Source organism: Methanosarcina mazei S-6 (assembly GCF_000970205.1).
Classification (GTDB): domain Archaea; phylum Halobacteriota; class Methanosarcinia; order Methanosarcinales; family Methanosarcinaceae; genus Methanosarcina; species Methanosarcina mazei.
Map to the genome: position 1 here is coordinate 1,616,908 of NZ_CP009512.1, position 16,214 is coordinate 1,633,121.

The window sequence follows — 16,214 nt, forward strand, 5'->3', positions numbered from 1 at the left end:
AAGAGGATTTGAGTGAATACTCAAATCCCTGTTTAATCTCATGCACGTTTCCATTCCAGAATGCTGCCAAAGATATCTGCCCCATGGGGCTGTATTTTTGGAGTTCCGATATCAAGGTCTTCATCCATTATGTAGACATAATTAATGGTCGCCATCCACATCCAGGAAGCGTCCCCTTCTGCGGAGAATCCTGTTGTCCCGTCCCATGCAGCCAGCTGCCAGTTTTTGTTGGCTGTTTCCTGGTCAGGACTGGTTATGGCTGTTCTCAGGTAATTGTCCACAGCAGGATTGTTGTACATTATTACGTTGTTACGGGTTGAAGGATCGTAGCTCTTGCTGTAGTATCTTAAGTATATGTCAGTCGGATCCAGTGATCCGTAACCCCAGACATTTGGAGTCGAATAGCAAAGGGTGTAAATTTCATCCCAGCTCTTACCTTCAACTTTAATATTTATACCCAGTTTTTTAGCTTCTTCACTCATTGAAACCGCCAATGCCTGTCTTTCCTGGGCATTTGCAGGATATAAAAGGGTAAATTCGGCTTTCAGGCCTTTTTTCTCAACAATGCCGTCTCCGTCAGTATCAGTCCAGCCGCCTTCGGCAAGGATTTTCTTTGCTCCTTCTATATCTCCGTCTTCGAAAATGGCTTCCTTATTTCCCCAGGGCAGTTTGTCCACGCCTGTGAATTCTTCTTTTCCCTGTCCGTTCAAGGCACCGTCAACCAGTGTCTGCCTGTCTATCCCGATGTTCAGAGCTTTTCTTATTGCAGGATCAGAAGTCACGTTGTTTCCAATTACATAGCCGTTTTCGGTTTTTTCTCCAGTATTCGGATTCATCGGGAAACTTATTCCACGGGCATCAATAGAGTCGAGAGAAACTATTTTCATTCCATCGACTGTTTGATAGGCATAAGATGACGGAATTTCAGCAAGGTCAACCTGTCCGGCTTTTGCTGCTGCAAAAGCAGAGTCTGATCCCATAAAGAGCATTGTTAATTTTTTAAAGTACGGCTCCTGTCCGTAATAATCCTGATTTGCTTCAAAGATTACCTGCTGCCCTTTGTCCCACTGCACAAACTTATATGGGCCCGAACCTATCGGACTGGACCCGTATGTTTCAGCATTGTAAGCATGTTCGGGGACAATGCCAAGAGCTACCAGTTTATTGATAAAGGTAGACTGAGGGTCGTTCATCTCAAATTCAACTGTATAATCATCGGTTGCTGTCGCCTTTTCCAGCATGGATAAATCTATGCTCCCACCTGCATTTGCTGCCGTGTTAAATGTGAATGCCACATCTTCGGCTGTTAAAGGCATTCCGTCATGGAACTTAACGTCATCCCTTATTGTAACGGTCCACTTCAGTCCATCGCTGCTGACAGTATAATTTGCAGCCAGGTCATTAATCAGGCGTGCCTCGCTGTCCCTTTTGAAAAGAGTACTCTGGACAAGAGGTTCCCTGCTGTTACCCCATCCGGTAATCGGGTTAAAGCCGGTTTCCGGCTCTCCTCCATGGGTCCCTACGGCTGCAACCAGTTCATCAGACCCTGGAGAGCTCAGTTCTTCAGATCCCTGGAGCGCCGTTTCCCCGGCAACCTGGGAAGTCTGTTCTGTGGGTTCCGAATCTGCTGCAGGGCTGGACATAGAGCTGACAATAATGGCAGCTGCTATAACTATGATTATTGAGCCTATGAGCAAATACTGCTGATTTTTCTTAATCAAAACTCCTCCTTGTTTTTTATTAAAATCTGGAATTACTTTACAATACTCCTTAACCTGTATTTTTCCCGATTGTGAAATGTTTAATACTACCTTGCATTAAACAATTATAATTATGTAATACTTTTTTAAAGATTTTTAAGACAAACTGAATTAAAACATTTTTGTATATATACTTTCCTAAATGAATGTAATACTAAAATGTATACTTTATTTCTAAGTGTAATACTAAATATGAATTTTTACTCAAATGTGGGTTTTTATCATCTACAGTAATAGGTTGTTGAAAATGAGTCAAAAATTTGAGAATTCAAAGGATCAGAATTTAAAAGTCTAAATTTTAAAATTCAAGGATTTAAAGTATTAAGGTTGAAATTCAGGAGCCTGAGACCTCAAAATCAAAATCAAAATCTTAAACTCAAAGTCTCAAAACGCCAGAAAGTGCCATTTATATAGCAGTATCATGTTTTTACACTGGATAGAAAAAAATAATGAAAAAAATTTTAGTGGAAAAATTTTAGTGGAAAAATTGTAATGGAAAAATTGTAATGGAAAAATTGTAATGGAAAAATTGTAATGAAAAAATTGTAAAGTCATTAAATATTTCGTGGAGCATATATGCCTGATATAGAAATAATAGACCTTAATCCTGAAAACATTGCTGACTACGGGGTTTGCGGATACAAAGATTTTAAAAAACACCTTGAGTTAAGAAGGAAAATCGACTGGTTTAAGGAATATTATTCTAAAGGGCTCAGGATAAAAGTAATTTTTTCAAGAGAAGGCGGTTATCAGGGCATGCTTGAATACATTCCAGGAAAATATGCACACCGCCCGGTAGATGCAGAAGGATATATGTTTATCCATTGTATTTTTGTCGGATTCAAAAACGAGTTTAAAGGGAAAGGCTATGCTTCTTCTTTGATTGAAGAGTGCATTAAGGATGCAAAAGAAGCAAACATGCAGGGCGTTGCGGTTGTTACAAGAAACGGCTCATTTATGGCTAAAAAAGATATTTTCTTAAAAAAAGGATTTGTACCTGTTGATGAGGTTGAACCTGATTTTGAATTACTGGTTTTAAAATTCAACCCGGGAGCCGACGATCCGAAATTTAAAAATATATCGCTGGACACGGAGAAATATGGAGAAGGCCTGACTGTTATCCGTTCAGCCCAGTGCCCATACTCAGTAAAAAACGTGGATGCTATTTTGAAAACTGCAAGGGAGAAATTGAAAATAAAGGCTAACCTGATTGACCTTGAGAGTTCAGATGAGGCTCAGCATGTGCCCTGTGCTTTCGGGACCTTCTGTATTATTTATAATGGCAAGGTTATCAGTCATCATCCAATCAGTAATACAAGATTTGAAAACATTATGAAAAAAATAATTCAATAGTCAATACCAGATTTCAAAACCCGTCCACAGATTTAAAAACAAAAGTTTAATAGAAAGAAAAGCATATTTTGAGATGTTTCCAAACCACTAAAAAACCCTTTTTTTCTTGTATTTATAAAGGGTTTGATAATTTTCCAGCAAGAATTTTAGCCCCGAAAAAGGGGATATTTCCCGCCTTTTCTGGCCATATAACGGAAATTTTTGCCCTATTCGTGAGCAAGATCCACTAAAACAAGGATTGAAACATCTCCACTCCCTAGTTCCAATCTTCCCCCCCGTCGTATTCGTGAGCAAGATCCACTAAAACAAGGATTGAAACTTTCTTTTGCAAGTGGTCCTTTGTTTAAGATCGCTGATTCGTGAGCAAGATCCACTAAAACAAGGATTGAAACTAGGGAATGTCTATGAAAATCCTGAACTTATTGAGATTCGTGAGCAAGATCCACTAAAACAAGGATTGAAACATTACCATTTTTATTTAATTAGCTATAAGTACTAATTCGTGAGCAAGATCCACTAAAACAAGGATTGAAACTAATGGGCGTTTACTGGGTAATAGAGTCCATAATATTCGTGAGCAAGATCCACTAAAACAAGGATTGAAACACATAAACATAATCACCTAATTTTACTTGTGGGGTATTCGTGAGCAAGATCCACTAAAACAAGGATTGAAACTAGATGTTGTCGGGGGAGACATCTATAGCAATATTCGTGAGCAAGATCCACTAAAACAAGGATTGAAACACTTGCAGTGCAACACAGTATCAGACAACACCATATTCGTGAGCAAGATCCACTAAAACAAGGATTGAAACAGGGTTTCATGCTGTTTTCCGTTCATTCAACCTCTGATTCGTGAGCAAGATCCACTAAAACAAGGATTGAAACCGGACATTGACAGAATCATATCAAAGGGCAATTTTGATTCGTGAGCAAGATCCACTAAAACAAGGATTGAAACCGAGGTTTCCGGCGGCTGCGCTTGGGCGTTGTTGGATTCGTGAGCAAGATCCACTAAAACAAGGATTGAAACTACCAAATTAAAAACGTTGTCATTTTTGCGTTGTCTATTCGTGAGCAAGATCCACTAAAACAAGGATTGAAACCTGCTTGTAAGATGAGTTCGTTTACCATTGTTTTATTCGTGAGCAAGATCCACTAAAACAAGGATTGAAACAAAATTCCTGCACTCGCGGGTTGACGGGCTGTATCATTCGTGAGCAAGATCCACTAAAACAAGGATTGAAACTGATACGTCTCTGAATACTCTCTCGCGAATTCGTATTCGTGAGCAAGATCCACTAAAACAAGGATTGAAACCCGAACAGCATTTCGCCTATTTTCCGGGCTTCTTCGATTCGTGAGCAAGATCCACTAAAACAAGGATTGAAACTGAATTCAGCAATGGCTTCATGGGTTTCCCGAAGGGATTCGTGAGCAAGATCCACTAAAACAAGGATTGAAACCGCAAACCGTAACCATGTGGTTACGCTGATGCTGTTATTCGTGAGCAAGATCCACTAAAACAAGGATTGAAACCTGATTTCGGTTTTCAATTCTTTTTCCCCTTCTTATTCGTGAGCAAGATCCACTAAAACAAGGATTGAAACTGAGATAAGCCTCATTCAGGAACGGGTTAAGCTGGATTCGTGAGCAAGATCCACTAAAACAAGGATTGAAACAGGGCCTTTGCGATCTCGCTATACTGGCTTATATTAAATTCGTGAGCAAGATCCACTAAAACAAGGATTGAAACTCTCCTCTTGCATTTCTGTCTCCTATTTTTTGGCAATTCGTGAGCAAGATCCACTAAAACAAGGATTGAAACTGCAATGTCGGGGACCAATCCAGGTCAGCCTCGGTATTCGTGAGCAAGATCCACTAAAACAAGGATTGAAACAGGTGTTTCGATGGCTCTGTGTTCGATTGCTGACGATTCGTGAGCAAGATCCACTAAAACAAGGATTGAAACCAACAATAGAATCGTGCGCCCTGGCCACGAGGGGGATTCGTGAGCAAGATCCACTAAAACAAGGATTGAAACCATTATTCCAGGTGAATGTCATATTTCCATTTGTAATTCGTGAGCAAGATCCACTAAAACAAGGATTGAAACCTCATTGTTCCCACGCTCCTGTTTTGGCGTTATATATTCGTGAGCAAGATCCACTAAAACAAGGATTGAAACCATTCCATTTGTTTCCATCCATATCTGTTAATGTATTCGTGAGCAAGATCCACTAAAACAAGGATTGAAACAAAACCTTAAAGACTTAGTAGAAAAGTCAAAAATATTCGTGAGCAAGATCCACTAAAACAAGGATTGAAACTTAGCTTGCCATATGCTCTGGCTATTTTTCTTTCCTCATTCGTGAGCAAGATCCACTAAAACAAGGATTGAAACCTGCGTAAGGCTCTCTAAGATACAAGCATATTCCATTCGTGAGCAAGATCCACTAAAACAAGGATTGAAACCCTGATGTTAGTCTTAAAGTTCGGAGCCACCAACAATTCGTGAGCAAGATCCACTAAAACAAGGATTGAAACTCTTGTATCCTATTTCAGTAGCAATTGCCTTATAGATTCGTGAGCAAGATCCACTAAAACAAGGATTGAAACAGCTTAAGCTCAGGCGAAGAGCAAATGGTAAGAATGATTCGTGAGCAAGATCCACTAAAACAAGGATTGAAACTGGAGATGGGAACCGGAAAGACAAGGACAGCAATCGAATTCGTGAGCAAGATCCACTAAAACAAGGATTGAAACTTACGTGATAGATGGGAATCAAACAACCGAGATCAATTCGTGAGCAAGATCCACTAAAACAAGGATTGAAACAGAGGATTCAACATTTGATTGATCGTGCTAAATTTATTCGTGAGCAAGATCCACTAAAACAAGGATTGAAACCCCATGAATGTCCTCTTAATTGACGTAGATTCGACTATTCGTGAGCAAGATCCACTAAAACAAGGATTGAAACTAAATGTGGTCAGATGAAACACATAGCAGGAGTGGATTCGTGAGCAAGATCCACTAAAACAAGGATTGAAACTGATTAATTCCCTGCCCTATTCTAACACCTTCTTTATTCGTGAGCAAGATCCACTAAAACAAGGATTGAAACTTTCCAAGACGGAGATATCTGGAGAGTTGATAATGATTCGTGAGCAAGATCCACTAAAACAAGGATTGAAACGTATTTATGGGCGTTGCTTGCTCCGGTTTTGTACGATTCGTGAGCAAGATCCACTAAAACAAGGATTGAAACTGGAGAGAAACGACATCATGACAATAGATCATGAAATTCGTGAGCAAGATCCACTAAAACAAGGATTGAAACTCAAACAGTGATTGTACTCTCAGAACCCTTTCAAGATTCGTGAGCAAGATCCACTAAAACAAGGATTGAAACGTGATATTGTTTTTGGCATTGTTTTACCTTCACTTATTCGTGAGCAAGATCCACTAAAACAAGGATTGAAACTGGTTTTAATCCTATTTGCAACAATTGAAGAATCTATTCGTGAGCAAGATCCACTAAAACAAGGATTGAAACATATCGGCTCGATCTTATAAAATTTATTTTCAAATTCGTGAGCAAGATCCACTAAAACAAGGATTGAAACTTAATTCGCTTGCCCCTTCAGAAATCTTAAACTGAATTCGTGAGCAAGATCCACTAAAACAAGGATTGAAACAAGGTTCTAATAACCGAAACAAAGCTAGGCAACGTATTCGTGAGCAAGATCCACTAAAACAAGGATTGAAACCAGCTTCAATGCCTATGACTCATGAAGAAGCTGAGAAATTCGTGAGCAAGATCCACTAAAACAAGGATTGAAACTGTTAGGTTGTCCTATTCGACTCCGTACGCAGCCAAATTCGTGAGCAAGATCCACTAAAACAAGGATTGAAACAAAGAGGGATCGAATGAAAATAGCCGGGGTAAAGTATTCGTGAGCAAGATCCACTAAAACAAGGATTGAAACGATATACCTTATAGTGTATACGTTAAAGGTACACCGTATTCGTGAGCAAGATCCACTAAAACAAGGATTGAAACTAAAGCTTCGCTTAATTTTCCGGACAACCTTCGAAAAATTCGTGAGCAAGATCCACTAAAACAAGGATTGAAACTCCGGTTCGCCTGGTCGAACGCGTCGAGCGTCCTATTCGTGAGCAAGATCCACTAAAACAAGGATTGAAACAGCGCTAGACCACGCACATATAGTATATCCTTAAAGTATTCGTGAGCAAGATCCACTAAAACAAGGATTGAAACAGGATATACTATAAACGACGTACTTTAAGGATATACTAATTCGTGAGCAAGATCCACTAAAACAAGGATTGAAACACTGACTGTTTTCGCGATTGAATACATATACTTACGAAATTCGTGAGCAAGATCCACTAAAACAAGGATTGAAACACTCTAAAAGAACTCGGTTTGATCACGCTGAATCTAATTCGTGAGCAAGATCCACTAAAACAAGGATTGAAACGCATTGAAAGCACAATGGGAATCTAAAGCACAAATCAATTCGTGAGCAAGATCCACTAAAACAAGGATTGAAACCGATCCTTATATCTCCTGCGTCTGTTGCTGTCATGTATTCGTGAGCAAGATCCACTAAAACAAGGATTGAAACTTATCCCTGGAAGATGTAAATCTATTCAGGAGAGTAGAATTCGTGAGCAAGATCCACTAAAACAAGGATTGAAACTCGCCCGGCTCCTCCTCCTGCCGCTGTAGTATAAATTCGTGAGCAAGATCCACTAAAACAAGGATTGAAACGATACTGGCGTTATACAGTTTTGAAGTTCGAAAATACCATTCGTGAGCAAGATCCACTAAAACAAGGATTGAAACTCTGATATAATGAAAAATGCCTTCGAAGATGCAAATATATTCGTGAGCAAGATCCACTAAAACAAGGATTGAAACTTCGCCTCCCTTACTCGACCAATGACACATAAAGCATTCGTGAGCAAGATCCACTAAAACAAGGATTGAAACTTGAGAATCCACTGTCAAGATCCTGGCTTTTAGACAAATTCGTGAGCAAGATCCACTAAAACAAGGATTGAAACTGAACATATTTTCTTGCCTCTTCTGTTGAATATCCATTCGTGAGCAAGATCCACTAAAACAAGGATTGAAACTTGTACCTGTAATTAATGGAATTGGTACATAGCCTTATTCGTGAGCAAGATCCACTAAAACAAGGATTGAAACTAGACACGACAGCAGGAAATGTTTATATTTCTAAAGCATTCGTGAGCAAGATCCACTAAAACAAGGATTGAAACAACTCATTCCTTCTTGATGTCTGAAGCCAGCCTTCCCATTCGTGAGCAAGATCCACTAAAACAAGGATTGAAACTGATCGAGATAAAGATAACTGATGAAATGCGAGAAAATTCGTGAGCAAGATCCACTAAAACAAGGATTGAAGATAAACTGATACTTTCCCTTGTCCAGGACTGGCTCAAGAAAGGCTCACAGGCAAGCGGTTCCGGGAAAAATTCTGGAAAAGGGCTGCTTCAGGGTGGGATAATCTCTCCGCTTCTTGTAAACTTCTACCTGGACCAGTTCGATAACCACTGGGCTGAAATCGGGCTCAAGAATGTTGAAGGGGAATCAATTGAGCACCTTGTCCGTTTTGCAGATGATTTCGTGGTCCTTTCAAAGGAATGGATCAACCCTGAGAGAGTTAAGGAAGCTATGGCTGAACTTGGACTTGAATTAAACAAAGATAAGACCTATGTCGGGACTGCCGTAAATGGGTTTGAATTCGTGGGTTTTTACTTTGAGGAAATTGAAGAGGAAAACGGGGCTGGGAGCATTATAAGAGTTATGCCTACCGAAGGGTCTATTGAGAAGGTAGTCGAGAGTATTGAAAGTATTGGAAGTAATGGAGATGTATATAATATAAATAGCATAGAAAGTCAAGGAAAACACGTAGTTAGCGATAAAAACAAGGTTCAGGCGCTGGATGATGTAATAAAAAATATTTATGATGTCGTTAATCCCTGGGTGAGCTATTACAGGCATATGGATTATGCTGCCGGGCTTGAAAGAATTGAACAATGTTTTAATGAAAAAATTAAAGAATGTATTTAAATATATATCCGGTTTATATTTATTTAGAAAACTTATTCGATTAATATGATAAGCTATTTATCTTATAACAAAAAACAATAAAATTTAAAAAATGTATTTGTAAAAAATTCTTTATAGATTTTATGAGTCCAGGGAATATTAAGCTCAAAACCCTTGAAATGACCTTTGAAGGCTCAGGGGAATTCAGGGGAGATGCAAATCAGATCCGTGGTTTCTTTGCGTCAAAATTCAATGAATACGACCTCCTCCATAACCACAATACCGACAGGTTTTGTTACCGCTACCCTCTTGTGCAGTACAAAGTTCTTGACAGGATTCCTCTCGTGGTCGGTGTAAATGAAGGCGCAGAAATCTTGAAAGGTTTATTTGATAAATTTGATACCGTCACCCTTCCTCACGAGGATTTTGAGATCACAGAACGCTCTTTGAGGATCAAAAAACAGGAATTCGGCCTTACAAAAAGCATCTACTTTTACGAATTTCTCACCCCCTGGCTTGCACTTAATAAAGAAAATGAGGAAAAATTCCTTGAGGCCAGAAACCCCGACGAGCAAAAGGAAATGCTAAGAAAGACTCTGGCAGGAAATTTGCTTTCCATGTCAAAAACTCTTGGGTATACGGTTCCTGATACCATAAAGTGCGATGTTGATGTGGAACTCAGGCGTTCAAAATACAAAAATATGGATTTTACTTCTTTTACGGGCGGTTTTATAGCCAATTTTTTGATCCCGGATTTCATGGGGGTAGGAAAGGGGGTTGCGAAGGGGTTTGGGACTGTGAGGAAAATAACAACAAATGAAGATAATAGGAATTATTCTAACTTCAATGATATTTAGCATTTGTATTATTTGATCCTAAATAGAGGAATTACTTATGATGGAACCTGAACCCATTGTAATTGAAACTCTTACTCCAATATGGACAGGTGGAGTAAACGGGAATTCGGATACAGTCAGAGAAACAGGCGTTATCGGTAGCATGCGTTGGTGGTATGAGGCAATAATAAGAGGAATAGGAGAATACGCTTGTGATCCATTAAGTGATAGTAAATGTATGCTTGATGGGAAGGAAAAAGCAGATGAAAGAAACAAAAAACTGTGCCCAGCATGTTATCTTTTTGGATGTGGGGGATGGAAAAGAAGATTTCGACTAGAAATAGTGAACTGTAGTGTGAAAGAATCTTTTCATTTAGTTACACTTGATAGAAAAGGGATTGGAAATAACTGGTGGCTATCAACAATATTCGAAAAAAATCTTAATAATAGCCTTTCTTTTGGAACATTTACTTTTAAAATATATCCAGTTGGCAGAGACGACAAATCAGAAATAATCACACAGATAAAAGCATTACTTTCCATAATGTCCCATGTTGGTGCTATTGGTGCCAAAAGTCAATATGGTTTTGGTCAGTTTGAAATGGAAAATAGGATGGATTTTAAACGAGCCATAAACGAGATAAAAAATTTCTCTAACAAAGATGAGTTCAAAAAAGAAGTAAACAAACCAGACTGCTACTCTTTATCAAATTTTTGGTGTTACGAGTTTAAAATTCCTGCAAGAAACCAGTTAGTCCAAAATTTTCAGAAATCGAACAACGTTGGAAATAAATCTTCGTCCACAAGTTATCTGCCTGTATCTTTCGATATCAGGTACAAACTTCCAAATCGCAATAAAGGTTCAGGATTGAGACAGGCGTATTATTCTCATTGTAACGGAGATAAAAACCAAGTTTATAAAATATTTGGTACGCTTCCTAAGAACGAGAAAAAGGAAAATGGAATTGGAAGTCGAATTTTTGTAAGTCATTTATTTAGAAAAACTTCAGAAAGTAATTATTTCTTACACGTTTGGGGTTTTACTGAAAAAGATGTGGGTGACCTTGTGAGTAGGGAGATTCAAAAAATGTTTTCTCTTGATGAAGTTCCAAAAATGAAATATGAAGAGGAAATCAATAATTTTTCAGGGGGTGCCTAAATGAACATTGATTGGGGTTCGGTTCTTTATCAACAGGAAGAAGCCTCCATAAATGATCTCAAAATAATTGTTGAGGAACTCGATCAGGCAGAAAAGGAAGAAACAGAAGAATTAGAAAAAAAGTTAGAGACCAAACTTAAGGATCTAATTTTGCCTAATGAACATCTAGCTTATCATTACATGTCTACCATTAATCAAAAACTGTCAGATAATTTCCGAGAAGCATGGCAGAAACAGAACCTGGAAGTTAATTTAGAAGAAGTTATCGAAAAATGGGAACTTACAAAATATGTTAAAGACAATTTCATATGTCCAGAGGTAAATATTTCTACATTACCCAGCTACTCTTTTGTTCTCAAATTTATGTTCAAACTTAAAAAGCCCTATATATCTCTTGATGAAAATGATTTTTACATTATTGATAATCCTTTGAGGAAAGATAAAGTTTTAAACCTTCCATTTGTCGCACCTTCTTCTTGGAAAGGAAGTCTCAGGAACTCTCTCTGGCAACTTAATTATGATTATGAAAACGATAAGATAAGACGTATTTTCGGAAACGAGAGATCTCCAAACTCCGAAGATATAGTTCTAAGGATGGGAAGACTGTATTTTTTCCCTACATTTTTTTCCAAAAAATCATTGGAAATAATTAATCCTCATAACCGAGAGAGTAGAGTTGGTACAGTGCCGATTCTAATGGAAAGCGTTCCGCAAGATACAACGGGATATTTCACTCTTATCTATGTTCCTTTTGACTTGATTGGATGTGAGGAAAACGAGATAAAAAAACAGGTTGCATGCGATATACAATTGATTTCAAAGGGATTAAAATCGATGTTTACTTATTATGGATTCGGAGCCAAAACATCAAGTGGATACGGGACATCATACGAAGATATTACAGATGGTACGATCACTTTAAGGGTTAAAGGAATAGAAGTTTCTCTAAAAGATATAGATGAAGTAAAACCTCCTGCTGAAGGCTATAGTAAATATCTTAACGAAGATGGCAGTGTCAAGGAAGAGTTTAAAGGATCTGGAAAATATGGACTTCTAAGTGATAAAGAATATTACAAAATAAAAAACCAGCTCGAAGGAAGTAGAAATGAGTATAGAGATTTCAGACAATGGTATGGGTTAAATGGAGAAAAGTGGCAAAAACACTTAAACTCTTTTAAATATCCAAAACCTGAATGGCCAACTTGGAACTTCGGAAATTTCTTCCAGTTAATCGAGGTCTCCAAAAATATTGCTACCTCTTTAGAACTTTCGGGGGCTCACAATGAGTGCTGATCTAAAAGTTCTTGCTGACAATAAAGCCAACCTACTCTTAGCAGAGGTTGCTGCTTGGTTGCATGATATGGGAAAATGCAGTGATAAATTTGTAATAAGTAGTTCTTGTGACAAACCATCAGGTTTCGAGTATAAATCAAAAGAAGATTATTTGTCAAACTTTAATGAAAATAATAACGAGATTAAATCTATTTTTGAAAACACATTTGTTGATTTTTCTAAAGTTAATTTCATCAATGAGAAAGTTACCCTAAATGATCTTATTGTAAAAGGTCTTCCGAGGACAAATAAAGAGAAAGAAAAAGATAAATTTCCTTGGTTGGTAAGAACATTAGGGCGTTGTCATGGTGCAGCACATATTGAAAAAGAGGATTCTAAAGAATTTAAACAATATAAAAATTATACAATGATCAGCAATCCATTTGGATTTGAAAAAGGAATGGAAGGACTTTCCTCAAAATTAATAACTATTCCGTATAACAAAATAAATGACCGATCTTTTTTTGTCAAGTCAGTAGTTGAATCTTTTAACTACGCATTAGGTGATACTAGAAGACCAACAAATGAAGTTACACTTACTGATTGGTCAGGTATTGTTGCTGCGTTATATAAATCTGCTTTAGCTAGTGCATTGCTCCTAAAGATAAAAACAGATCCAACTGAACTGAAGTGGAGATTTTTATCAATCAGGTTTAATTCAGAACAGATATGGGGAAACGCTCAAAATATACCAATATTAGCAACAAGAAAAAAAATGCTAACGGAGGGATTGGACCGAGTAAAACTTCTTCTTGAAGAAACTTACCCATTAGGAAACGAAATATATCGAGATGAAGACAACAGTATATTCGTTGTACCTGATATCTCCTATTTACTGGACAAAACATCTGAAAAAAATGAACCGCTAAAACAATTAATAGCAAATGAATTTGGATTTGAAGGTGAGGTCGTTATCACTCCTGAAATTGGTAATGAATGGTGGGCACAAAAACCAGATCGAGAAAATGAGATGCAAAACGATGAAATCCCTCCTATAGCAAAAATCCTTTCTAATCAAAGACTTTACTCTCCAGCAGATCCCAAAGATGTTGCAAAATTTTGGGAAGGAACTTCAAATAGAGGAATTTGTACCATCTCTTGGTTACGTCCTCAAGGACCCACTTCAAAGGGATTTAACAGAAAAGCTTCAGATTGCTGGGTCGAGAGAGTAACTTGGAGAGCGAATGAGTGGTATCATAGTCTTGATAGTACTATATGGATTGATGAGGTTGCTGATTCAAACGACAGAATCTGCTTATTAACCGGCAGATTCGATCTTTTAGAATGGCTAAAACCAGATGGGTATATTTCTACCATAAAGATAAGATCTGAACCAAATGGCAAAGTTATTACAAAAACTCCATCTTTTGCTCGTATGAACAGGATTTGGAGAACAACCAAAAAATTCTGGGAAGATGTAGAGAATGAGCTAGGAGTAAAAATAGGTCAGATTGACAATAGGTTGAAGATTATTGGAAAATTTCAACCTGAGAATAACAGTTCCCTTAAAATGGGTCATTCTTATAAAGCTATGTTAGATAGAATCGGTTTCAGTATTTTTTATGGAAAAGAGGATGAATTTCTAGTAATCGAGAACCACAAAGAACTAGCAAATAAATTTGGTTTTGATTCAGAAAAATATGTTGATAAAAATCCTACTAGGCAACTTAAAGAATATTTATCCACTAAAAAAGTTAAAATTTACGATTCAGAGGGAAAAAACCGATCAAATCCCATTGGCACCTTAGAAATATTAGAAATGAAAGAAGAGGATACTCCTTACGTTCCTTTAATTCCTATACTAACTGAACCGAGCATATTCATGGCTATAATTCCAGCAGAAAAAGCTCTTGACGTATCCAGACTAATAAAAATAAAATATGAAACGGAAATGGGGAAAGTAAGGAATCGTTTACCTTTAAGCCTTGGGATGGTATTTGCTAAGTCTCACACTCCTTTAGCAGCTTTAATGGATGCAGGTCGGAAGATGCTGCGAAAATCAAACAAAGAAAAGTCAGCTAAAGAGGATAAATGGATACTGGAAGAAAATCCAATTAAAAACTATAATTCATTCACTCTTAAATTTAACAATGGGATAAAATGGAAAATCCCTTCAATAATGGGAGATGAAAAAACTCTCGATATTTGGTATCCCTATTTTTATGTTGATGGAGAGCTCCGTAATCGTTCTGACTCCTTTATACATTCCTTTAAAAATCCTGAAAATTCAGATAGATGGTTAGTTCATGTTAGTGAATTAAAAGAAGGAGATATAGTAGGGATTTTGCCTTCGAAATTCGATTTCGAATTTTTGGATTCAGCTTCTCGCAGATTTGAGATCTGTTATGATGAGAAAGGGAATCGTAGGGGCAGTCTAAAAGCTCTAAGACCTTATCTTCTTGAAGAACTTGATAATTTCACTGATTTATGGAATATATGCTCCAAGAACTTATCAAATACTCAGATAAGAAATATAATCACTCTTATTGAGAAAAAAAGAGAAGAATGGGACATCGGGGAAGATACAATTGTTTTTGAAAATTTTGTTCATGATGTCCTCTATAATGCAAACTGGAACAATGGAAAAAGACCAGATGACGCAAAAATGACTGAACTGGAGGATGCGGCAAAGTCTGGTAAATTAAGGGATATTTTAGAGTTAAATCTGAATATTTTAAAAAATAGAGCTGAGGAAGCTTCTGGAGGAATTTGAATGAGTGGATCACACAAACTTTATACTCAACAACGCTACCTATTCATGGCACTGGACCCCGTTCATATAGGTACTGGACAATCCCAGCTTGGAAGAGTTGATAATACGATAGTCAGAGAACCTGGAACAAATATCCCAAAAATTCCAGGAACAAGTTTAATGGGAGCAGCACGTCACTATGCCTCTATGAAATATGGAAAATTAGAAGCAGCTGGTCAGCATAAAACACTAAAGGGAAAAAATCATGAAAAATGTCCAATAATCTATACATTCGGCACATATACAGAAACAGAAGGGGGCCAGCAAGGTAAAATTAGCATAAGCGATGCACAAATCTTATTATTTCCAGTGAATTCTATTGCAGGTCCTTTGTGGGTTAGTACAAAAGAGATTCTTGAAACTGCAGGATTTTCTATACAAGATACTGTTGAGATTTTCGATGAAAATGTGTTTACTTCTATGAATTGGGAAAAAGACACTTTAAATCTTGGGTGGCTCTCACTGAAAGCAATTACTGGGTTAAATGTAGTTCCTCCTCATACTATTAAAGAAAAAGATGAATGGAATTCCATAGCAAGCAGACTTTCAATTGTATCTCCTAAATTATTTTCTCAAATCGTAAATAGTAATCTTGAAGTTCGTACTTCGGTTGCCATAAAACCAGAAACTGGAACAGCTGAAGATAAAGCTTTGTTTACTTATGAAGCAATCCCTAGAACTACTTGGTTATTTTTTGATGTAGTACAGGATGATTATAAAAATGAGTTCCCACCAACTGAAAAACAGTATAAAGATGGAGATAATGAAGGTGATTCACTTGGGGAAGTTTGGAACTCACCTATTGATGTTTTAAACGCGGGTTTTCATTTAATAGAGTATCTGGGTATTGGGGGAATGGTTACCAGAGGATTTGGAAGAATGAAAAAAATGTATGCCTGGGAGGTTTGAA

At 37.5% G+C, this 16,214-nt stretch carries 8 protein-coding genes and 1 CRISPR repeat array; of the genes, 7 read left to right on the forward strand and 1 reads right to left on the reverse strand.

Annotation, left to right across the window (positions count from 1 at the left end):
- Positions 1-38: 38 nt before the first annotated feature.
- Complete coding sequence (locus MSMAS_RS07045; protein WP_048046940.1) at positions 39-1,643, reverse strand: ABC transporter substrate-binding protein; 1,605 nt, start codon at positions 1,641-1,643, stop codon at positions 39-41.
- 693 nt (positions 1,644-2,336) lie between these two features.
- Here MSMAS_RS07045 and MSMAS_RS07050 point away from each other — a divergent pair.
- From MSMAS_RS07050 to cmr4, 7 genes are all read left to right on the forward strand, one after another.
- Positions 2,337-3,113, forward strand: coding sequence for a GNAT family N-acetyltransferase (locus MSMAS_RS07050; RefSeq protein WP_048046395.1), 777 nt, complete (start codon positions 2,337-2,339; stop codon positions 3,111-3,113).
- 208 nt (positions 3,114-3,321) lie between these two features.
- Positions 3,322-8,579: direct repeats of the CRISPR family, unit length 37 nt; unit sequence ATTCGTGAGCAAGATCCACTAAAACAAGGATTGAAAC.
- A 7-nt stretch (positions 8,580-8,586) separates the two neighbouring features.
- The gene (locus MSMAS_RS07055) at positions 8,587-9,246 is read left to right on the forward strand and encodes a reverse transcriptase domain-containing protein (RefSeq protein ID WP_080503125.1); all 660 of its coding nucleotides are present in this window, start codon (positions 8,587-8,589) and stop codon (positions 9,244-9,246) included.
- 122 nt (positions 9,247-9,368) lie between these two features.
- Positions 9,369-10,082, forward strand: coding sequence for a CRISPR-associated endonuclease Cas6 (locus tag MSMAS_RS07060; protein WP_011035245.1), 714 nt, complete (start codon positions 9,369-9,371; stop codon positions 10,080-10,082).
- Positions 10,083-10,119: 37 nt separating this feature from the next.
- Positions 10,120-11,220, forward strand: a complete 1,101-nt coding sequence (cmr1, locus tag MSMAS_RS07065) for a type III-B CRISPR module RAMP protein Cmr1 (RefSeq protein ID WP_011035244.1) — start codon at positions 10,120-10,122, stop codon at positions 11,218-11,220.
- A complete protein-coding gene (locus MSMAS_RS07070; protein ID WP_226987651.1) occupies positions 11,221-12,513 on the forward strand; it encodes an RAMP superfamily CRISPR-associated protein in 1,293 nt (430 codons plus the stop codon).
- Positions 12,503-15,265 (forward strand): CRISPR-associated protein Csx11, encoded by a 2,763-nt coding sequence (locus tag MSMAS_RS07075; protein ID WP_011035242.1) that lies wholly within the window; start codon positions 12,503-12,505, stop codon positions 15,263-15,265. Before MSMAS_RS07070 ends, MSMAS_RS07075 begins: the two co-directional genes overlap by 11 nt.
- Positions 15,266-16,213, forward strand: coding sequence for a type III-B CRISPR module RAMP protein Cmr4 (gene cmr4, locus MSMAS_RS07080; protein WP_011035241.1), 948 nt, complete (start codon positions 15,266-15,268; stop codon positions 16,211-16,213).
- Position 16,214: the final 1 nt, after the last annotated feature.

Excerpts from the sequence above, each read along its gene's own strand:
- MSMAS_RS07045 (WP_048046940.1), bottom strand. The coding sequence starts at position 1,643 with ATGTCCAGCCCTGCAGCAGATTCGGAACCCACAGAACAGACTTCCCAG.
- MSMAS_RS07050 (WP_048046395.1), top strand. The coding sequence starts at position 2,337 with ATGCCTGATATAGAAATAATAGACCTTAATCCTGAAAACATTGCTGAC.
- MSMAS_RS07060 (WP_011035245.1), top strand. The coding sequence starts at position 9,369 with ATGAGTCCAGGGAATATTAAGCTCAAAACCCTTGAAATGACCTTTGAA.
- cmr1 (WP_011035244.1), top strand. The coding sequence starts at position 10,120 with ATGATGGAACCTGAACCCATTGTAATTGAAACTCTTACTCCAATATGG.
- MSMAS_RS07070 (WP_226987651.1), top strand. The coding sequence starts at position 11,221 with ATGAACATTGATTGGGGTTCGGTTCTTTATCAACAGGAAGAAGCCTCC.
- MSMAS_RS07075 (WP_011035242.1), top strand. The coding sequence starts at position 12,503 with ATGAGTGCTGATCTAAAAGTTCTTGCTGACAATAAAGCCAACCTACTC.
- cmr4 (WP_011035241.1), top strand. The coding sequence starts at position 15,266 with ATGAGTGGATCACACAAACTTTATACTCAACAACGCTACCTATTCATG.